This is a genomic window from Streptomyces sp. NPDC057963, assembly GCF_042887155.1.
GTDB lineage: Bacteria > Actinomycetota > Actinomycetes > Streptomycetales > Streptomycetaceae > Streptomyces.
Genome location: NZ_JBHVPX010000009.1, coordinates 190,372 through 209,312 on the forward strand (window position 1 = coordinate 190,372; position 18,941 = coordinate 209,312).

Annotated in this window: 14 protein-coding genes and 2 pseudogenes; 3 read left to right on the plus strand and 13 right to left on the minus strand. The window is 71.7% G+C overall.

The features are described 5' to 3' along the window. Positions 1 to 5: 5 nt before the first annotated feature. Both ACFVT1_RS22395 and ACFVT1_RS22400 read right to left on the minus strand, forming a co-directional pair. Positions 6 to 650: a response regulator transcription factor gene (locus ACFVT1_RS22395; RefSeq protein ID WP_266414222.1), complete on the minus strand. Its 645-nt coding sequence runs from the start codon at positions 648 to 650 to the stop codon at positions 6 to 8. Further along, the gene (locus tag ACFVT1_RS22400; protein ID WP_389798122.1) at positions 638 to 1,894 is read right to left on the minus strand and encodes a histidine kinase; all 1,257 of its coding nucleotides are present in this window, start codon (positions 1,892 to 1,894) and stop codon (positions 638 to 640) included. Before ACFVT1_RS22400 ends, ACFVT1_RS22395 begins: the two co-directional genes overlap by 13 nt. Positions 1,895 to 2,027: 133 nt before the next feature. Between ACFVT1_RS22400 and ACFVT1_RS22405 the strand changes: the two genes are divergently transcribed. The 3 genes and pseudogenes from ACFVT1_RS22405 to ACFVT1_RS22415 all read left to right on the plus strand — a co-directional run. Further along, positions 2,028 to 2,504 carry a hypothetical protein gene (locus ACFVT1_RS22405; protein WP_389798124.1) on the plus strand — a complete coding sequence of 159 codons (477 nt, stop codon included), beginning with the start codon at positions 2,028 to 2,030 and terminating at the stop codon, positions 2,502 to 2,504. Positions 2,505 to 2,822: 318 nt separating this feature from the next. Beyond that, positions 2,823 to 3,552 (plus strand): annotated as a pseudogene (locus tag ACFVT1_RS22410) (acetate--CoA ligase family protein); the annotation flags it as partial. Further along, positions 3,509 to 4,144 (plus strand): annotated as a pseudogene (locus ACFVT1_RS22415) (MFS transporter); the annotation flags it as partial. The pseudogenes ACFVT1_RS22410 and ACFVT1_RS22415, both read left to right, overlap by 44 nt. Before the next feature lie 103 nt (positions 4,145 to 4,247). On the opposite strand, the gene ACFVT1_RS22420 reads toward ACFVT1_RS22415, so the two are convergent. From ACFVT1_RS22420 to ACFVT1_RS22470, 11 genes are all read right to left on the minus strand, one after another. Then, positions 4,248 to 5,279 (minus strand): sugar phosphate isomerase/epimerase family protein, encoded by a 1,032-nt coding sequence (locus tag ACFVT1_RS22420; RefSeq protein ID WP_389798127.1) that lies wholly within the window; start codon positions 5,277 to 5,279, stop codon positions 4,248 to 4,250. Positions 5,280 to 5,308: 29 nt separating this feature from the next. Next, positions 5,309 to 6,706 (minus strand): alkaline phosphatase family protein, encoded by a 1,398-nt coding sequence (locus ACFVT1_RS22425; protein ID WP_389798128.1) that lies wholly within the window; start codon positions 6,704 to 6,706, stop codon positions 5,309 to 5,311. Then, positions 6,703 to 7,878, minus strand: a complete 1,176-nt coding sequence (eboE, locus tag ACFVT1_RS22430; protein ID WP_389798130.1) for a metabolite traffic protein EboE — start codon at positions 7,876 to 7,878, stop codon at positions 6,703 to 6,705. Before eboE ends, ACFVT1_RS22425 begins: the two co-directional genes overlap by 4 nt. Positions 7,879 to 7,882: 4 nt before the next feature. Continuing rightward, positions 7,883 to 8,731 (minus strand): TatD family hydrolase, encoded by an 849-nt coding sequence (locus ACFVT1_RS22435; RefSeq protein WP_389798132.1) that lies wholly within the window; start codon positions 8,729 to 8,731, stop codon positions 7,883 to 7,885. Beyond that, positions 8,731 to 9,399 (minus strand): EboA domain-containing protein, encoded by a 669-nt coding sequence (locus ACFVT1_RS22440; RefSeq protein ID WP_389798135.1) that lies wholly within the window; start codon positions 9,397 to 9,399, stop codon positions 8,731 to 8,733. The genes ACFVT1_RS22435 and ACFVT1_RS22440 overlap by 1 nt, the downstream gene beginning before the upstream one ends. Before the next feature lie 24 nt (positions 9,400 to 9,423). Continuing rightward, complete coding sequence (locus ACFVT1_RS22445; protein WP_389798137.1) at positions 9,424 to 10,281, minus strand: sugar phosphate isomerase/epimerase family protein; 858 nt, start codon at positions 10,279 to 10,281, stop codon at positions 9,424 to 9,426. Beyond that, positions 10,278 to 11,387, minus strand: coding sequence for an SCO3242 family prenyltransferase (locus ACFVT1_RS22450; protein ID WP_389798139.1), 1,110 nt, complete (start codon positions 11,385 to 11,387; stop codon positions 10,278 to 10,280). Before ACFVT1_RS22450 ends, ACFVT1_RS22445 begins: the two co-directional genes overlap by 4 nt. Further along, on the minus strand, positions 11,384 to 12,502 hold the full coding sequence (locus ACFVT1_RS22455; RefSeq protein WP_389798141.1) for an inositol-3-phosphate synthase: 1,119 nt from the start codon (positions 12,500 to 12,502) through the stop codon (positions 11,384 to 11,386). The genes ACFVT1_RS22450 and ACFVT1_RS22455 overlap by 4 nt, the downstream gene beginning before the upstream one ends. Positions 12,503 to 12,634: 132 nt before the next feature. Then, positions 12,635 to 16,357: a ThuA domain-containing protein gene (locus ACFVT1_RS22460; RefSeq protein ID WP_389798144.1), complete on the minus strand. Its 3,723-nt coding sequence runs from the start codon at positions 16,355 to 16,357 to the stop codon at positions 12,635 to 12,637. Positions 16,358 to 16,640: 283 nt separating this feature from the next. Then, the gene (locus ACFVT1_RS22465) at positions 16,641 to 17,645 is read right to left on the minus strand and encodes a sugar phosphate isomerase/epimerase family protein (RefSeq protein ID WP_389798145.1); all 1,005 of its coding nucleotides are present in this window, start codon (positions 17,643 to 17,645) and stop codon (positions 16,641 to 16,643) included. Positions 17,646 to 17,657: 12 nt separating this feature from the next. Then, entirely contained in the window at positions 17,658 to 18,896 is a 1,239-nt protein-coding gene (locus ACFVT1_RS22470; protein ID WP_389798148.1) for a Gfo/Idh/MocA family protein, read from the minus strand. Positions 18,897 to 18,941: the final 45 nt, after the last annotated feature.

An 18,941-nucleotide genomic window follows, 5' to 3' on the forward strand; every position in this document is an offset into this window, starting at 1 on the left:
CGGGATCAGGCCACGCCGAGGAAGCTCAGTACGGCGAGCACCCGGCGGTGGTCGGCGTCCGCCTTCGGCAGGTCGAGCTTGGCGAAAATGTTGTTGATGTGCTTGGCCACCGCGCTCTCGCTGACCACGAGTTGCCCCGCTATCCCGGCGTTGGACCGGCCGCCCGCCATCAGCTCCAGGACCTCGCGTTCCCGCGGGGTGAGCCGGTCCAGCGGGCCGCTGTGGCGGCGCACCAGAAGCTGCGAGACGACCTGCGGGTCCAGCGCCGTCCCGCCGGCCGCGACCCGGCGCAGCGCGCCCACGAACTCCTCCACGTCCGCGACGCGTTGCTTGAGCAGATAGCCGATGCTGGAGGTGTTGGCGGACAGCAGATCGGCCGCGTACCGCTCCTCCACATACTGCGAGAGCAGCAACACCGCGGTCTGTGGCCACTGCTGCCTGATGACCAGCGCGGCACGCACGCCCTCGTCCGTGAAACCGGGGGGCATACGGACGTCGACCACGGCGATGTCCGGCCGGTGCTCCTCCACCGCGGCCAACAGCGCCTCGCCGTCGCCCACTTCGGCGACGACCTCGAACCCGGCCATCTCGAGGACCTTGACCACCCCGACCCTGAGCAGTACGGAATCCTCGGCGATCACGGCACGCACGGCAGCTCCACGGTGATGACGGTCGGCCCCCCGACGGGGCTGTCGACCGACAGCGTGCCATCGACCGAGGCGACCCGCTTGGCCAGCCCTGCCAGCCCGGTACCACCGGTGGGTTCCGCGCCGCCCACGCCGTCGTCGCTGATGACGACCAGCAGCGTCTTCCCGAAGCGCTCCACGGTGACCTCGGCCCTGGAGGCCTCGGCGTGTTTCACCACGTTCGTCAGCGCTTCGGAGACGACGAAGTAGGCGACCGCCTCGATCGTGGGAGACGGACGTGACGGCACGTCCACCTTCACCCGTACCGGGATGGGTGCTCGGGCGGCGATGCCGGACAGCGCGGCGTCCAGGCCGCGGTCCTCCAGAACGGCCGGGTGCAGTCCGCGCACCAGGCCGCTCAGCTCCTCTATCGCGTCCTTCGCCTCCCGGTGCGCCTCATCGATCACCTGGCGGGCGTCCTCGGGCAGGTTCTGGAGCGTGGCCTTGGCCAGGCCGAGGTTGACCGCCAGGGAGACCAGCCGCTGCTGAGCGCCGTCATGCAGGTCCCGTTCGATCCGCCGCCGTTCGGCGTCGACCGCGTCCACCAGGCCGGTCCGGCTCTCGGTCAGGTCCTCGACCCGGCGGGCCAACTGCTCCTCGCGGCTGGGCCCGAGCAGGACGGTGGCGGTGCGGGTGTCGAGCCGGGAGAGGGCGTCGGTCGACAACCGCGCGATGTGGAGCAGGGCGAGCCCCGCCGCGGTGACGTACGCCGCCCAGGTGTAGTAGCCGGGATGGTCGACGCGCCAGTCCAGCGGCACCAGCCAGATCCACAGGTAGATCGAGGTGGCGGTGACGGCCACGACCCATGCCAGGAGGGTGAAGGACCCCGCGAGAGCGAGCAGCGGCCCGTCCAGCAGGTGGTACCTGAGCTGCCGGTGCCCCGCCCGGGATCGCAGCCACTCCGGCGGCCGGGGCCGCTGTCCCGCGTAAGGAGAGGGGATGGCCACGTCGAGCCGGGTGCGGAAGCGGCCGCGCTGCACCTCGGTCAGCAGCGGCCCGGCGAGCACGATGGCCGTGAACGCGACGAACACCGCGACGGGCAGTTGGCCCGCCGGGTCGAGGACCGGGACGAAGAGCAGCCACAACAGGGACACGACGAAGAGGACGCCGAGCTGGACGAGGACGCCCGTGACGAGGAACGAGACCGGTCGTCCGGCTCCCTGGAACGGGAACAGAAGTAGGCGCCGCAGGCGGGCGGTTGTGTGCATGGGGAAACGGTAGGTGTCCGGGCCGGGGGCGGGCCATGGCAAGAACATCCGCCTCGGGGTGTAGCTAGTGCCACCCCCACAACGGACATTCGCGTTACTGACCATGAGCGCCGGGCGGACGAGGCTTGAGGCCGTGAAGGAACGCCAGGAACGCGAGGAGAACGATCCGATGAGCACGCTGAGCGTCTGCCGGCTTCAGGACGAGGCCCGCGGCTCGACCGGTCCTCGCATCCGCCGCCGGTACCGCCTGGAACACGTCCTGGTCGGCTGCGGGCTGGCCCTGCTGCCGTGGCTGGTCGTGCTGGCCAACGGGCTGCCGGGGACCGCCATCGCCTCGAACTGGTGCACCGCCTGGATCGGCCTGGACGCCTTGGAGGCGCTGGGACTGATCGCCACGGGGCTGCTGGCCATGCGCGGCCACCACCTGCACGCCCTGACGGCCACCGCCACCGCGACGCTGCTGGTGGTCGACGCCTGGTTCGACACGATGACCGCGGCACCGGGCGCGGATCAGGTCTCGGCGATAGCGATGGCGCTCGGCGCGGAACTGCCACTGGCAGTGGTGTGCGTCGTGCTGGCGGTACGAGGGTGTGCCCGCCAGACAGCCTGACCCTCGCTCCCGACCCCGCCTCCTTCCCGCACGCCACCATCCTCACCCAAGGAAAGATCCATGTCCCTCACCGTCCTGGCCAAGCCCGCCGTCCGCTGGGCGCTCGCCGCCGGTGCCGTCGCCGCCGGCGCCCTGTGGTTCGGCGACAAGGCCCCTTACCCGTACGCCCAACACAAGCTGCTGGACCCGACGTTGCCGTATCTGACCGCGAACCGCCTGGACGCCGTGCTGCGGCCCAGGCCAGGTGAGCGGGTGCTGGAAGTCGGTCCCGGCACCAGCCTGCAGTCGCTGCACGTCGCTCCCCAACTCGGCCCGGACGGAAGGCTGGACGGTGTGGAGGGCGCCTCGGAGGTACGGGCCGCGTTCCACCGGATCATCGCGAACGTGCGGGCGCACGCGCCCGGCGCCCGGCGCCCGGATCGACGGTGTGCAGGTGCAGCAGCTGGTCCCGCCGGGGCAGGAGGTCATCATCGGGGCGGTGACCGACCCGGCGTTCGGGAAGGTCGTCGCCTTCGGGCTCGGCGGTGTGCTGGTGGAGGTGCTCAAGGACATCACCTTCCGCCTGGCGCCGGTCACCGCCCACGAGGCGCGGTCGATGCTCGACTCGATCGGCGCGGCGGAGATCCTGCGCGGGGTGCGCGGCGCGCCGCCGGTGGACCGGTGGGCGCTGGCCGAGCAGATCCGGCGGGTCTCCCGGCTGGTCACCGACTTCCCGGAGATCGCGGAGGTCGACCTCAATCCGGTCATCGCGTCGCCGGAGGGCGCGGTCGCGGCCGACATCCGCGTCCTGCTGGCGGCGGAGGCCGTCCGGGTGCGGCGCTCCTACGGCCGCGAGGAGATCCTCGTCTCGATGCGCAGGCTGATGGAGCCGCGGTCCGTCGCCGTGATCGGGGCCTCCGACGAGCAGGGGAAGATCGGCAATTCGGTGATGCGCAATCTCGTCGACGGCGGATTCTCCGGGGAGATCCACCCGGTGAACCCGCGGGTCGGCGACATTCTGGGCCGCACGGCGTACCGGAGTGTCACCAACGTTCCCGGTGCGGTGGATGATGTGGCTCACCGTCGTACTAACCGCGGGTGTGTCCGTCTTCGGCATCTCGTTCCAGGTGGACTTCGCCAAGGAGGTGGGTTTCGGCCCGCTGGTCGCGGCCTCCTCCATGGGCATCATGTCCGTCGTCAACGGTGTCGGCCGTGCTGTCGTCGGCTGGCTGTCGGACCTGTGGGGCCGCAAGCCGACCCTGGTGTTCGTCATCGTCGTGCTGGGTCTCGCCCAGTTCGGTGTGATCTGGGCCGGCACCGTACGCAGCGATTGGCTGTTCCTGTTCTTCGCCTTCCTCTCCGGCTTCGGCGGCGGCGCCTTCTACCCGTTGTTCGCCACACTGACCCCGGACTATTTCGGGGAGAACTACAACGCGACCAACTACGGCCTCGTGTACAGCGGGAAGTTGATCAGCGGCCTGTTCGGCGGTGGTCTCGGCTCCATGGTGGTCGACTCCTGGGGGTACGACGGCGCCTACTCACTCGCCGGCGGGATCTCCATGGTGGCGGCCTGCATCGCCCTGCTGCTGAGGCAGCCGGGGCGGCCGCGGACGCGGGACATCGCCCCGAATCCGCGGCCGGTCAGCCGGGAAGCCGTCTGACCGGGCGGCGCAGGGTTCGGACGGCCGCGGCTCTCCCCGCCCCCTGCGGGGAGAGCCGTCGCACGGGGCCGGTCAGCAGCCCTTGCGGTGCCACGCGGGCCGGTCAGCAGCCCTTGCGGCGCAGGGTGTGGAGGTAGGCGGCCGAGCGGCGGGCCGTGGTGAAGGAGTCGACGACGGGCTGGTCGTGCTCGACCTGCCAGTGGTGGTCGCGGCGTCCGCCGTGGGTCCTCGTGACGGCGCTGAGGAAACTCTTGTAGTCGATGTCGCCGTCCCCGACGTCCACCATGCGGTAGCCGTCGCGGGCCGCGGCGTCGTGCTCGCCGTCCTTGACGTGGAAGAGCGGGTAGCGATCGGGCTGCTTCAGTACGTAGTGCAGCGGGTCGAACGTGTCGGGCGTGCCGTCCGCCCGCTTGCCGAACCGGAACTGGCCGACGTACGCCCAGTAGATGTCCATCTCCAGGAAGACCAGGTCGGGGTCGGTCTCGGCGAGCAGCACGTCGTAGAGGCGGACGTCCGGCCGGTCGGTGGCGAAGGAGAACTCATCGGCGTGGTTGTGCTGGTAGAACTTCATCCCGCGCTTCCTGGCCGCGGCGCCGTAGGTGTTGAAGTCCGCGGCGGCGCGCTTCCACGCGTCGACGGTCGATCCGTAGCGGAACGGTCCGGAGGCGGTGCCTATGTGCTTGAGGCTGAGGGCCTGGGCGTCGTCGAGGACCTTGGTGAGGTTCTGCGCGAAGGTGTAGGCGTTCGCGTTGTTGTCGTCGTAGTAGCCGACGTGGCTGCCGATGCCCTTGAGCCCGTGGTCGCGGGTGAGCTGCTTGAGCTGGGCGAGGGTGAGGGCGCCGGCCGAGCCCTGGGTGTAGCCGGCGTATTCGACCTCGTCGTAGCCATAGGCCTCCAGTTCGGCGAAGACCTTGTCGAAACCGAGCGTCGATACCTTGTCGCGGAGGGTGTAGAGCTGGATTCCCAGGCGGCCCGGCGGCAGCAGCGGGTCGCCGTGGGGCTTGCTCCGGGCGGTGGCGTTCGGAGCGGCGGCGCCGAGGAGCGCGGCGGCCGTGGCTCCGGCGGCGACGCCGAGCATGGAGCGCCGGCTGAGCTTGTGGGCGAGTTCGGCGTCGACGGGGGTGCGGCGGCTCATGGTGGGACTCCTTCTGGGGTGCGATGGTGTCAGTGCAGTCCGGCAAGCCCGAGGAGCAGGGACTTCACTTCGGTGGCCCGGACGGGGCCGGTGAACGCGTGGGGGGTGGAGCACAGGATGAGCGGACCCTCTTCGTCGCTCGGGGGGAGGCGGCCGTGGCTGCCGCGGACAGGTGACGGGTCCAGCGGTACGACCGCCATGCGGTAGCGCATGCCGAGTTTCTTGCGGGCGACCGCCGTGGCCGCCTTGACCCGGACGTACGGGTCCTGGGGGTCCAGGAAGAGTTCGACGGGGTCGTAGCCGGGTTTGCGGTGGATCTCGACGAGCTGCGCGAAGTCGGGCGCGCGGGCGTCGTCGAGCCAGTAGTAGTACGTGAACCAGGAATCCGGGTCCGCCACGGCGACCAGCTCGCCGGAGCGGGGGTGGTCCAGGCCGTGGGCCTTCTTGCCCTCGTCGTCGAGGAGCTGCTCGATGCCCGGGAGGTCCTGGAGGGCCGCGCGGGTCGCTTCGAGGTCCTCGGGGCGGCGTACGTAGATGTGGGCCAGCTGGTGGTCGGCGACGGCGAAGGCGCGGGAGGCCATCGGGTCGAGGTACTCCATGCCGTCCTGGGTGTGGACCTCCAGGAGGCCGGCGCGGCGCAGCGCCCGGTTGATGTCGACGGGCCGGTCGACGCGGGTGATGCCGTATTCGGAGAGGGCGACGACGGTGCGGCCCTCGCGTCGGGCGTCGTCCAGGAGGGGCGCCACGGCCCGGTCGAGTTCGGCCGCGGCCCGGTGGGAGCGCGGGTCGTCGGGGCCGTAGCGCTGGAGGTCGTAGTCGAGGTGCGGGAGGTAGCACAGGGCCAGGTCGGGGTGGCGGGTGTCGAGGATGTGCCGGGTCGCGTCGATGATCCACTGCGAGGAGACGAGGTCGGCGCCGGGGCCCCAGAAGTGGAAGAGGGGGAACGTGCCGAATTTCTCGGTGAGTTCGTCGTGCAGGGCGGGCGGCCGGGTGTAGCAGTCGGGTTCCTTGCGGCCGTCGGCGTAGTAGACGGGGCGCGGGGTGACGGTGATGTCGGTGTCGGCGCCCATCGCGTACCACCAGCAGATGTTGGCGACGGTGTAGCCGGGGTGGGCGCGGCGGGCGGCGTCCCAGAGTTTGTCTCCGGCGACCAGTCCGTTGTGCTGGCGCCAGAGCAGGATGTCGCCCAGTTCGCGGAAGTACCAGCCGTTGGCGACGATGCCGTGCTCGGCGGGGGTGGTGCCGGTGAGGAAGGTGGACTGGGCGGCGCAGGTGACGGCGGGGAGCACGGTGCCGAGGGGGGCGCGGGTGCCGGACTGCCCCAGGGCCTTGAGGTGGGGCATGTGGTCGAGGAGCCGGGGGGTCAGGCCGACGACGTCGATGACGAGGAGAGGGGTGGGTTCCGTGGTCTGCTCGGCCGCGGTCACGGCAGCTCCTTGAGGCCGAGGTCGACCAGGAGGTCGCGGGCGAGGGTCAGTTCGGCGGCGATGCCGTCGGCGAGCTGGGTGCGGCTGCGCGGGCGCAGTGCGGCCGGCAGTGCCTGCCAGGTGTACGTCTCGACCTCCAGGTGCCGGGTGAGGGGGTGCGCGCCGCCCACCAGCCGGGTCAGCGCGGACCGGAGTACGGCGAGGGTCGAGGTGAGCGGTGGGGCCGGTGGTGCGTGGAGGGGAACGTGGAAGTGGGCGCGCCACGGGGCGCCGTCGGGCAGGGCCCGGCCGGTGACCGCCTCGTCGAGGTCGTCGGTGCCGCGCAGCCCGGCCGCGGTGCCGGTGCGGGTCTGGTGGAGGAAGCGGGGCTCGGCGAAGGCGGCGAGCGCGGCCCGTACCTCGGGGAGGTGGGGGTGTTCGGCGTGCAGTGCGGCGGAGAGCTGTGCCTTGGCGACCTGGATGCCCGCTGCGTCGAGCGCGTCGACGGCGGTGCCGGGGTCTTCGAAGGAGGTTGCCAGATGGCAGGTGTCGATGCAGATGCCGATGCGCGGGTGTCCGACGGCCGTGAGGGGTCCGATGGCATCGGCGGTGGTCTCGATCGTGCATCCCGGTTCGGGTTCGAGGCCGATGCGGATGGACTTGCCGGTGAGCTCGGCCAGCGCGTCGAGGCGTTCCGCCAGGGTGGTGAGCGCCGTGTGTGCGAGTGCGGCGGCTTCGGCGTCGGAGTCGAAGGGGGTGCGCCAGGCGATCGGGAGGGTGGAGATGGTTCCTTCGGTGACGTCGTCCGGGAGCAGGCCGGCCAGGAGCCGGGCGAGGTCGGTGGTGTGGGCGAGCCGTTCGGGGTCCGTCCAGTCCGGCTTGTACACCCGGTACTTGACCTCGTCGGCACCGAAGCCCTCGTACGGGAAGCCGTTGAGGGTGACGACCTCCAGGCCCCGGCGGTCCAGTTCGGCGCGCAGGGAGCGCAGCCGGGACGGGTCGTTGATCAGGCTGCGGGCGGCGTCCCCGGCCAGCCAGAGGCCGATTCCGAGACGGTCGCGGCCGAGCCGTCTGCGGACCGGTTCGCAGTGGTCGCGCAGTTGGGCGCGGACCCCGTCGAGCGTCTCGGCCGGGTGGACGTTGGTGCAGTACGACAGGTGGACGGTGGAGCCGTCGGGGTGGCGGAAGCGCATCGCCTCACTCCCCGCCGCGCAGGATGGAGTTGCCCTCGTGGAGTGGTTCTGGCGCGGCGGTGTCGAGCTGGAGCCGGCCGCTCTGTCCGTAGAAGGCGACGGGGTTGCGCCAGAGCACCCGGTCGACGTCGTCCTCGCCGAACCCGGCAGCGAGCATCGCGTCGCCCACCTTGCGGGTCTTGAGGGGGTCGCTCCTGCCCCAGTCGGCGGCCGAGTTGACCAGGATCTTCTCGGTGCCGTGGGTCTTGAGGATCGCGATCATGCGGTCCTCGTCCATCTTGGTGTCCGGGTAGATGGAGAAGCCGGCCCAGCAGCCGCTGTCCCTGGCGTCCTTCACGGTCGTCTCGTTGAGGTGGTCGAGCAGGACCCGCTCCGGGGGGAGGTGGGATTCGCGGATGACGTCGAGGGTGCGGTGCAGACCGGCGAGCTTGTCGCGGTGCGGGGTGTGCACGAGGGCCGGCAGGCCGTGGTCGGCGGCGAGCTGGAGCTGCGCGGCCAGGGCGGTGTCCTCGGCCGGGGTCATGGAGTCGTAGCCGATCTCGCCGACGGCGACGACGGAGTCCTTGACGAGATAGCGGGGCAGGGCGTCCAGGACGGGGGTGCAGCGGGCGTCGTTCGCCTCTTTGGGGTTGAGGGCGAGCGTGCAGTGGTGGGCGATGCCGTACTGGGCTGCGCGGAAGGGCTCCCAGCCGAGCAGGGCGTCGAAGTAGTCGAAGAAGCTGGCGGGCGAGGTGCGGGGCTGGCCGAGCCAGAAGGAGGGTTCCACGAGCGCGCGGACGCCCGCGTCGTACATCGCCCGGTAGTCGTCCGTGGTGCGGGAGGTCATGTGGATGTGGGGGTCGAAGATGCGCATCAGGACTCCTCCGTGGGGGCGGCAGGGCCGGGGGTGGTGAGGTCGAGGACGCGGGTGAGACCGGCGGGGAGGCCGCGGCCCGCGGCGATGCGTTCGGCCGCGAAGTCGCCGAGCATGCGGGCGAGTTCCGCGTCGCCGCGCGAGCGCCGCGCCAGTTGGGCGACGGCTTCGACGGGGACCCCGGTGAACAGGCATTTGAGAACGGCGTGACGCCAGTTGTGCGCATCGAGATGAGTGGCCGCGTACGGGCCGACGGCTGCCGCGACCAGCCGGGTGTCGTTGGTGCGCAGGGCGTCCTCGACGAGCGGGAGGGCGGCGGGGCCGACGTCCAGCCGGTGCAGGGTGAGCAGGACCGCGCGTCGTTCGGCGGCCGTGCCCTGCTCGTAGAGCCGGGTCAGGGCGGGCAGTGCGGCGCGGGCCCCGACGAGCAGCAGGGCGCGTACGGAGTCGGCGTTGTCGAGTCCGCAGTACCGGCCGGCGGCGGCGTACCGCAGCTCCCACGGCGGTACGGCGTACAGGCTGCCGGGCCGCTGTTCGGTGTCCTCGTGGGTGGCGGCGTGTTCGGCCTCGGCCAGGGCCTCGTCGAGCCAGGCGCGCGCGGCTCCGCCGAGTTGGGCGTCGAGTTCCCTGCGGGTCAGCAGTGGGGCGTTCGCCGGGGTCGTCGGCATGGTGTCGTTGCTCCCTTCGCGGTTTCAGCGGCTCGACGGGCTGTGCTTGCGGAGGAACTCCAGGGAGGTGCGGGCGAGTTCGGGGCCGGCGTGGGAGTGACGGGGCAGCTCGACCACGGTGAGGCCGCGGTAGCCGGTGTCCGCGAGCGCGTCGAGCGCTTCGAGTACGGGCGGGAAGTCGATCTCGCCGTCGCCGAACGGGAGGTGTTCGTGGACGCCCCGGCGCATGTCCTCGATCTGGACGTGCCGCAGCCAGGGGGCGGCGTCGCGGACGCAGTCGGCGGGCGGGGCGGGCTCCAGGCACTGGCAGTGGCCGATGTCGAGGGTGAGTCCGAGCGGTGGTGGATCGCCGCTGAGGACCCGCAGGTGGTGGAAGCCGGCGAGGTCGGCGAGGAGGTGGCCGGGCTCGGGTTCGATGGCCAGGGGGATGCCGGAGCGGTCGGCGGCGTCCAGGACGGGGGCGAGGGAGTCGGCGAGCCGTTGCCAGGCGGCGTCGGGAGTGGTGTCCGGCGGGGTGGTGCCGCTGAAGCAGTGCACGGCGTGGGCGCCGAGGTCGGCGGCGATGCCAACGGCCCGGACGAGCAGCCGGGTACGGGCGGCGCGGGCCTCGGGGTCCGGGTCCAGGAGGGACGGCCCGTGCTTGCGGCGGGGGTCGAGGATGTAGCGGGCACCGGTCTCGACGGTGACGTCGAGGCCCAGCTCCCGGAGCCTGGACGCCACCCGGCGGGTGCGGGCGTAGAGGTCCGGGGCGAGCGGGTCCAGGTGCATGTGGTCGAGGGTCAGGCCGACCCCGTCGTAGCCGAGGTCGGCGAGGAGTCCGAGGGCGTCGTCCAGGCGCAGGTCGGTGAGTCCGTTGGTGCCGTAGCCGAGGCGGATCGTCATGTGGGGCTCACCTTCCGGGCGAGGGTGCGGGCGAGCGGGGCGAGTGCCATGACGGCAAGCCCGGATCCGGCCGCTCCGGCGCGGGTGGCCAGGGCTGCCTGGAGCGGGATCATCGCCCTGATGCCGCCGCCGACCGCGCGCTGGGTGAGCGGCGGGGACGGGTTGAGGGCGGCGTGGACGAGGGGTCCGGCGGCGGTACGGACGTAGGTGCCGGTGAGCGCGGTGAGGAGGAGGCGCGGGGTGGTGGAGGCCGGGGTTGCCCGGGTGGGGTGCGAGCGGAGTGCCTCCGCCGCCCCGCCGCGTTCCGCGGGCGGGGCCGCGGCCGGGGCCGGACCCTCGGGACCGCGGCCGCACCGCCCGCGCAGGGTCGCGGCGCCCAGTGCGGTGACGGCCGCGAGCGCGGCGAGAGGGGCGGCGGTGGATCCGCCCTGCGCCTCGTGCCGGGAGACGGCGGTGACGGCGTAGGTGTGCGCGCCGAGCAGGCCGGCGGCCGGGAGGGCCCCGCGAACGCGGCCGCGCACCGCCTCGGCGGCGCCCGGACCCGGGCCTGCGGCCGAAGCCGAAGCCGCCCCCGGACCCGGCCCCTGCCCCTGCCTCGGCCCCGAAGCGAGACCCGGGCCGGGGGACGTGCCCGGACCCCGGCGCGTCGTCGTCTTCGCGGCCCCCGTGGCCGTGGCCCCGAGAAGCAGGTCCAGTCCTCGTGCCGCCGCCATCGCTGCGGGCCCTGCCGGGGTGTGTTTGAGACGGAGGTCGTACGCCCAGACCGTCGCCGCCAGCCCCGTGGCGACCGCGAGAGCGGGGCCGCCGGCCCGCGCGGCGAGGCCCAGGCCCGCGGCCGTCAGCGCGCCCGCCGCCGCGAGGGCGGCGCCCGGCGCGATCCGTCCCGAGGGGATCGGGCGGTGCGGGCGGTCGACGGCGTCCTCGTCGCGGTCGGCCCAGTCGTTGAGTGCCATGCCCGCCTCGTACAGGCAGAGCGAGGCGCCGACGGCGAGCGCGGTGCCCCGGTCGGGGCGCCGGCCCGTCGCCGCCGCACCGGCGAGTGCGTCGCCGGGGACGGTGAACAGCGCCGACACCCGCAGCAGTTCGGCCCAGGCCCGTACCGTCACTTCTCCCCCCGCAGCGTGTCGGCGAAGGCCAGCAGTTCCCCGTACTGCTCGAAGAGCGCGGCCGGACCCCCGTCCGGGTCCTTGAAGTAGAAACCGAGCTGGGGCAGGGGGCCGCTCAGCCCCTTCTCGTGAGCGCGGGCGACCAGCCTCGCCAGGTCCAGCACCAGGGGTGCGGCCAGCGCGGAGTCGCAGCCCTGCCACGTCGTCTGGAGCACCATGCGGGCCCCGAGGAAGCCGTCGAACGCGATGTGGTCCCAGGCCGTCTTCCAGTCGCCGAGGGCCGGCACGTCGTCGATGTGGACCTCGCCCTCGGGTGCTGTTCCCAACGTGTCGGCGAGGACGCGTTCCTTGCCCGCGTTCTTGGCCGCGGCAGCGCCCGGGTCGGCCAGGGCCGCTCCGTCCCCGCCGCCCAGGAGGTTGGTGCCCGACCAGGCCCGCACGGGCAGGGCGCGTTGCACGAACATCGGGGCGAGTACGGAGCGGAGCAGCGTCTGGCCGGTCTTGCCGTCGCGGCCCGCGTGAGGAAGTCCGCAGCCCGCGACGGCGTCCTGGAGGGCGGGGGTGCGCAGCCCGGTGGAGGGGGTGAAGTTGATGTACGGGCAGCCGGCCCGCAGGGCTGCCGCGGCATAGAGCGAGCTCGCGGGCAGCCGCCGTTCACCGGGGGCCGGGAGGGGCTCCGTGGAGGCGACGTTGACGACGACCGTCCTGGCCAGGCTGTTGCGGTGCCCGAAGTCCACGAGGTCGGCGGCGAAGGCCGCGATGAGTTCCTCGTCCGGGCGGGTGTCGCCGGGCAGTGGGCCGCCGGGCCGTATCTCCGCGTCGGCGGCGGCGAGTTCGGCGCGCACGGCTGCGGGCAGCCCGTGCGGCAGCACTCCCCCGGCGGTCAGGGCCTCGGCCCGTTTGGGCAGGGGGCAGCCGACGGTGTCGTGCCCGCCGAAGACCAGTGACGTGACGGTGGGCAGCCCGCTGCCGGCGAACGGCGGGGTCTCGGTGACCATGCCTGCCGCCGGGTGGAGCCCCGCCGCGACCGCCGCGCACCCCGCCGTGGCGGTGGTGGCGACGGAGCCGCGTGCTCCGATGAACCAGACTCCGGTACGGACGGCGGTTGCTGACACGGGCTGCCTCCCTGGCTGGCGGTGCTGGCTGGGCAGTGCGGGTGGCGCTGCGCGAGGAGGGGACGGGATCGGGTGGGGGCGGCGGGCGGGACGATGTTCCTTCCCCGCCCGCCGTCGGCCGGCCAAAGCGCCCTACGGCGAGGGCAGTTCCTTCAGCTGGATGTTGCGGAAGGACACATGGTCGTCGGCACCGTGGTTCTGGATGCCGATGTAGCCGCTCTTCAGGCTGCGTACCGGATCCGTGTTGGTGAAGTCGTTGATCTTCACTCCGTTGAGGAAGACCTGGAGACGTTCGCCCAGGACCTTGATCTCGTAGCTGTTCCACTGGCCGGGCGGCCGCAGCACCTGGTCACGGGCCTTGATGTTCGCCGCCTTGAAGGTGTAGATCGAACCCGTGGTGCGGTCGGGCGCGTCGGTGGCGTCGATCTGGACCTCGTAGCCGTTGTTCACCGCCGACCAGGGGTCGTCGGACTCCGGGAAGCCGACGAAGACACCGGAGTTGTCGTCGCCCTGCATCTTCCAGTCGAGCTTGAGCGAGTAGGAGCCCAGCTCCTTGGCCTGGTAGGTGAGCAGGCCCATGCCGCCCTGGGAGCGGAGTTCACCGTCGACGACGTCGAACTTTCCGGGGCCCGCCTGCTTCCAGCCTTCGAGTGTCCTGCCGTTGAAGAGGGACCGGTAGCCGGTGCCGGGCTTGCAGTCGGCCTTCACCTGGCCGGCCGCGTACCGCATGCCGCCGAGGAGCAGCTTGCGGAAGTCCGGTTCGGCGTAGGACTCCTTGGTGTGGCCGAGGCCGGTGTAGAAGGAACGGCCGCCCTGGTAGGTCTGGCACCAGGTGATGGGGTGGTCGCCCTTCATGGTGCCGCCGGTGTAGGTCGTCTCGTCGAGTGTGGCGAGGACCTTCGCCTGACCTCGGGGATTCGTGCGGTAGTTGTACCACTCGTCGGTGCGGTTCCACTCGTCGCCGAGGTCTGCGGTGGCCGGATGCTTGTGGTCCTCGACCCGGACGGTGGCGGGCTGGATGGCGGGGTGCGAGGAGAAGTACGCCCCGACGAGTCCGCCGTAGAAGGCCCAGTCGTACTCGGTGTCCGCCGCCGCATGGACACCCATGTAGCCGCCGCCGGTGGCCACGTAGTTCTCGAATGCCTTCTGCTGGTCGGCGTTGAGCACATCGCCGGTCGTCGAGAGGAAGACGACGGCGTCGTAGCGGGCCAGGTTGCTGGTCGTGAACTGGCCGGCCGCCTCCGTGGAGTCGACGGTGATGTTGCTGTCCTTGCCGAGTTCCTTCAGTGCGGCGATGCCGTCGGGAATCGCGTCGTGGCGGTAGCCGGCGGTCTTCGAGAAGACCAGGATCCGCTTGGCGGTCCGGTCGGGGGCGCTGCTGGAGAGCTCGAAGTCGTCGATGTCGTAGAGCGCTCCGGCTCCCCCCTTGAACACCAGGAAGAGTTCGGTGGACTTCTTCGGGACGCCGCGCAGCGGGACGTCGATGTCCTGGAAGTTGTCCCAGGCACCGGTCACCGGTACGGGTGCGGAGCCGAGGATCTTGCCGGTCGCCGAACCTGTCCGTACTTCGAGGAAGCCCCCCGCACCGCCGGAGGAGATCCGCGCGGTCAGCTTGGTGGAGCCGGCGAGGATGTACGGCTTGAAGGAGATCCAGTCGTCGTTGTGGATGTCGCCGACCGTCTTGCCGCCGTGGGCGGTCGCCTTGTTCTGGGGGGCGACGCCGTAGGAGTTGCCGTAGTGCTCGGCCTGGCGGTGGCGCGGCTGCAGTTCGGCCTGGTCGTGGCCGGAGAGTGCGGCCTGGCCGCCGCCCCCGCCGTCGGTGTAGGAGGCGTCGATGACGCCGAAGATGTTGGCGTTGGGGTCGTGTCCGCCGTCCATCTCCGTCTTGATGGTGCCGGTGCAGCCGTTGGCCGTGGTGATGGGGTGGCCGTGGCTGTCGTGGCCGAGGATGAACCGGACCTCGACCTTGGAGCAGTCGATGGTGCCGTCCTCGGGATCGGTGACGGTCACCTTGAACGGGATCTCGTCGCCGAACGAGAACAGCTGCCCGTCACCGGGGAGTTCCAGCTTCACCGTGGGGGCCGTGTTGCCGACCGTCACATGGACGTTCGCCGAGCCGGTGCGGCCGGTGGGGTCCTTGGCGGTGACGGTGGCGGTGTACGTGCCGTTCTTCTTGTACGTGTGGGTGGGATCGGCGGCGGTCGATGTGCCGCCGTCACCGAAGTCCCAGCTGTAGGTGAGTGCGTCACCGTCGCCGTCGGTGGTCCCGGCCGAGGAGAAGGAGACCCTGAGCGGTGCGGTGCCGGAGGTCTTGTCGGCGGTGGCCTCGGCGATCGGTGAGCGCCCGCCGGTGGCGTTCTCGATGCGGTAGAGCGCCGAGTTCTGGTCGCCGCCGAAGTAGCCGGTGCCGTAGTCCAGGACGTACAGCGCGCCGTCGGGGCCGAACGCCATGTCCATCACCTGGGTTCCCGACCACGGGAAGGCGTTGATGGACTTGACCGTGCCGTCGGTGTCCTGGTCGATGCGCTTGATCCAGCGCCGGCCGAACTCGCCGGCGAAGAAGTTGCCGTCGTAGGCCTCGGGGAACTTCACGGGGGAGTCGAGGGCGGCGTCGTAGCGGTAGACGGGGCCGCCCATCGGGGACTCGGAACCGCTGCCGAACTCGGGCACGGACGCGCCGTCGTACGGGATCCAGGCGGGCTGGGCCGGAGGCAGGTCGACCAGTCCGGTGTTGTACCGGGAGGTGTTCTTGGGTGCGTCGCAGTCGAAGGCCGCGCCCGAGGTCTTCGTCGCGAAGTCGTAGTCGACGAACGGGTCGTTCTTGCCTGTGCAGAACGGCCAGCCGAAGTTGCCCGCCTTGGTGACGCGGGCGAATTCGACCTGCCCGCCCGGTCCGCGCTTGGGGTCGGCCGCACCGGCGTCGGGCCCGTAGTCGCCGACGTACACGATGCCGGTGGGCTTGTCGACGGTGAAGCGGAACGGGTTGCGGAAGCCCATCGCGTAGATCTCGGGGCGGGTCTTGTCCGTGCCCGGGGCGAAGAGGTTTCCTTCGGGGACGGTGTACGTGCCGTCGTCGGCGACCTTGATGCGGAGGATCTTACCGCGCAGGTCGTTGGTGTTCCCGGAGGTGCGGCGGGCGTCGAACGCGGGGTTGCGGTCGGGGCGTTCGTCGATCGGGGTGTAGCCGTCGGAGGCGAACGGGTTGGAGTCGTCACCGGTCGACAGGTACAGATTGCCCTGTGCGTCGAAGTCGATGTCGCCGCCGACGTGGCAGCACATGCCGCGCGAGGTCGGGATGTCGAGGATCTTCTTCTCGCTGGCGGTGTCGAGGGTGCCGTCCTCCTTGAGGACGAAGCGCGAGAGCCGGTTCACTCCGTCGAACTTGGCGAAGTCGGCGGCGGTGCCGTTCTCGGGGGCGTCTCCGGACGGGGTGTCCAGCGGGGGCGCGTAGTAGAGGTAGATCGCCCGGTTTTCACTGAAGTCCGGGTCGACGCCGACGCCCTGGAGGCCCTCCTCGTCGTGCGAGTAGACGGGGAGGACCCCGGAGAGCGTGGTGTCGCCGCCGCTGTCGGTGAGCCACAGCTCGCCGCCGCGCGCGGTGTGCAGGACGCTGCGGTCGGGGAGCACTGCCAGCGTCATCGGCTCACCGGTCTCGGCCACGCCCTTGGCCAGGGTGACCTGCTGGAACTCCTCGGCCGCCGCGTCGGAGGCGGCCGGCGAGGACGGCCCCTCCGCGGCGGCTCCGGGCGAGGCGCCCAGGGTGAGGCCGGCCACGGCGAGCAGGCCGCCGGTGAACAGCGCGAGGGACTTGCGGACGCGGAGCCGGGTTCTGCTCCTGTTTCTGATGAGGTGCACGAGTGTCCTCCGGAGAGTGCCGGTTGTACGGGCGGGTGCTGCCGTGCCGTGCTGCGCGGGGACTGCCGCGCGGGTCGCCGGGGCCCGTGGGGCACCGGCGACCCGAGTCATGTCATGTACACGTTGGGGACGGTAGACCTGTTCGTCCGGGACGGAAAGCCCTTACGCACCGGTCTCGTTGAACTTCTTCCTCCGCCAGGACAAAGCGGGACGAGGGCAGGGGTGAGCACGGGGTGGCCGCAGAGCCCTCTTCCTGCCCCGCTCCGCTCCCGTGGGGAGGCGGTCAGTCGCCGCTCCCGAAAGCCGCGTCGAACGACGCCGACGGCGGATCGAAGTCGTACCGCTTCAGCGTGGCGAGCGCCTCCGGGGCACCCGCCAGCCGGTCCATTCCCGCGTCCTCCCACTCGACGGAGACCGGCCCCTCGTAGCCGATGGACCGGAGCATCCGGAACACGTCCTCCCACGGCACATCACCGTGCCCGGCGGAGACGAAGTCCCAGCCGCGCCGCGGGTCGCCCCACGGCAGATGGGAGCCGAGGCGGCCGTTGCGGCCGTCCAGGCGCCTGCGCGCCTCCTTGCAGTCCACGTGGTAGATCCGGTCCCGGAAGTCGTACAGGAAGTTGACCGGATCGAGGTCCTGCCAGACGAAGTGGCTGGGGTCGAAGTTCAGCCCGAACGCGGCCCGGTGGCCCACGGCCTCCAGTGCCCGGTGCGTGGTCCAGTAGTCGTACGCGATCTCGCCGGGGTGCACCTCATGGGCGAACCGCACGCCCTCCGCGTCGAAGACGTCCAGGATCGGGTTCCAGCGCTCGGCGAAGTCCTCGTACCCCCGCTCGATCATGTGCGGCGGGACGGGCGGGAACATCGCGACCAGGTGCCAGATCGAGGAGCCGGTGAAGCCGATGACCGTACGCACCCCGAAGGCGGCGGCGGCCCGCGCGGTGTCCTTGAGCTCCTCGGCGGCCCGGCGGCGCACCCCTTCGGGTTCACCGTCGCCCCAGACCCGCGCCGGCAGAATTCCCTGGTGCCTCTCGTCGATCGGGTGGTCGCAGACGGCCTGGCCGACGAGGTGGTTGGAGATCGCCCAGCACTTCAGCCCGTACGTGTCGAGCAACTGCCGCCGGCCGTCCAGGTAGCCGGGGTCGGCCAGGGCCTTGCCGACCTCGAAATGGTCGCCCCAGCAGGCGAGTTCGAGCCCGTCGTAACCGAAGTCCCGGGCGAGCCGGCAGACCTCCTCCAGGGGAAGGTCGGCCCACTGGCCGGTGAAGAGCGTGAAGGGACGAGGCATGGGAGGGACCTCCTAGAGAGCTACGGGGGTGTGTACGGAGTTCTTCTCGGCGCTCTCCTCCACGGCCGCGAGCACTCGCTGCACCTGAAGCCCGTCGGCGAACGACGGCGCGGGGGCCGTTCCTTCGGCGATCGTCCGCACCAGGTCGCGGGCCTGGTGGATGAAGGTGTGCTCGTAGCCGAGGGCATGGCCCGGCGGCCACCACGCCTCCAGGTAGGGATGCTGGGGCTCGGTGACGAGGATGCGCCGGAACCCTGCCGTGGTGGCGGGTTCGGTGTGGTCGTGGAAGGACAGCTCGTTGAGCCGTTCCAGATCGAAGGCGAGCGAGCCGCGCTCCCCGTTGATCTCCAGCCGCAGCGCGTTCTTCCGCCCGGCCGCCATCCGGGTCGCCTCGAACGAGGCCAGCGCCCCGGAGGCGAGCCGGCCGGTGAACAGGGCCGCGTCGTCCACGGTCACCGCCCCTCGCGCCCCCGAGTCCGCGGTGCCGGCGAGCCCGGTGGACGGACCGGCGAGCAGCGGCCGTTCGCGTACGAACGTCTCGCTGACCGCCGACACCCCGACCAGCAGCTCCCCCGCCAGGTACTGCGCCAGGTCGACGATGTGCGCCCCCAGGTCGCCGAGCGCCCCCGAGCCGGCGTGCTCCCGCTTCAGCCGCCAGGTGAGCGGCGACGCGGGGTCGACGAGCCAGTCCTGGAGGTAGGCGGCACGGACATGCCGCAGGGCACCGATCCGGCCCTCGGCGATCAGCTTCCTGGCATAGGTGATCGCGGGCACCTTGCGGTAGTTGAAGCCCACCATCGCGACCTGACCGCGGGCCGCCGCGCGCTCCGCCGCCTCGGCCATGGCCTCCGCCTCGGCGACCGTGTTGGCGAGCGGCTTCTCGCACAGCACGTGCTTGCCCGCCTCCAGGGCGGCGATGGCGATCTCGGCGTGGCTGTCCCCGGGGGTGCAGATGTCGACGAGCCGCACGTCGTCCCGGGCGATGAGGGCCCGCCAGTCGGTCTCCGCCGCCGCCCAGCCGTGGCGGGCCGCCGCCGCGTCGACCGCTGCCCGGTCGCGTCCGCAGATCGCGGCGAGGGCCGGTCGCAGCGGCAGCTCGAAGACGTGTCCGGCGGTGCGCCACCCCTGCGAGTGGGCGGCGCCCATGAACGCGTATCCGACCATGCCGACCCCCAGCGTCGGCACACCGGTCGCCGGCCGATGCGCCGGCGGCGCTGCGGCCTCCTGATCCGTCTCTTCCCTACGGGCCATCCGGGCTTCCTCCTCGTCGGTCGTTCGATGGGTGCGGCGGGAGGG

What these genes read in the sequence shown, in the direction of transcription:
- ACFVT1_RS22400 (WP_389798122.1), bottom strand. Translation starts at nt 1,894, where the DNA reads ATGCACACAACCGCCCGCCTGCGGCGCCTACTTCTGTTCCCGTTCCAG.
- ACFVT1_RS22420 (WP_389798127.1), bottom strand. Translation starts at nt 5,279, where the DNA reads ATGAGCCGCCGCACCCCCGTCGACGCCGAACTCGCCCACAAGCTCAGC.
- eboE (WP_389798130.1), bottom strand. Translation starts at nt 7,878, where the DNA reads ATGCGCTTCCGCCACCCCGACGGCTCCACCGTCCACCTGTCGTACTGC.
- ACFVT1_RS22435 (WP_389798132.1), bottom strand. Translation starts at nt 8,731, where the DNA reads ATGCGCATCTTCGACCCCCACATCCACATGACCTCCCGCACCACGGAC.
- ACFVT1_RS22440 (WP_389798135.1), bottom strand. Translation starts at nt 9,399, where the DNA reads ATGCCGACGACCCCGGCGAACGCCCCACTGCTGACCCGCAGGGAACTC.
- ACFVT1_RS22445 (WP_389798137.1), bottom strand. Translation starts at nt 10,281, where the DNA reads ATGACGATCCGCCTCGGCTACGGCACCAACGGACTCACCGACCTGCGC.
- ACFVT1_RS22465 (WP_389798145.1), bottom strand. Translation starts at nt 17,645, where the DNA reads ATGCCTCGTCCCTTCACGCTCTTCACCGGCCAGTGGGCCGACCTTCCC.
- ACFVT1_RS22470 (WP_389798148.1), bottom strand. Translation starts at nt 18,896, where the DNA reads ATGGCCCGTAGGGAAGAGACGGATCAGGAGGCCGCAGCGCCGCCGGCG.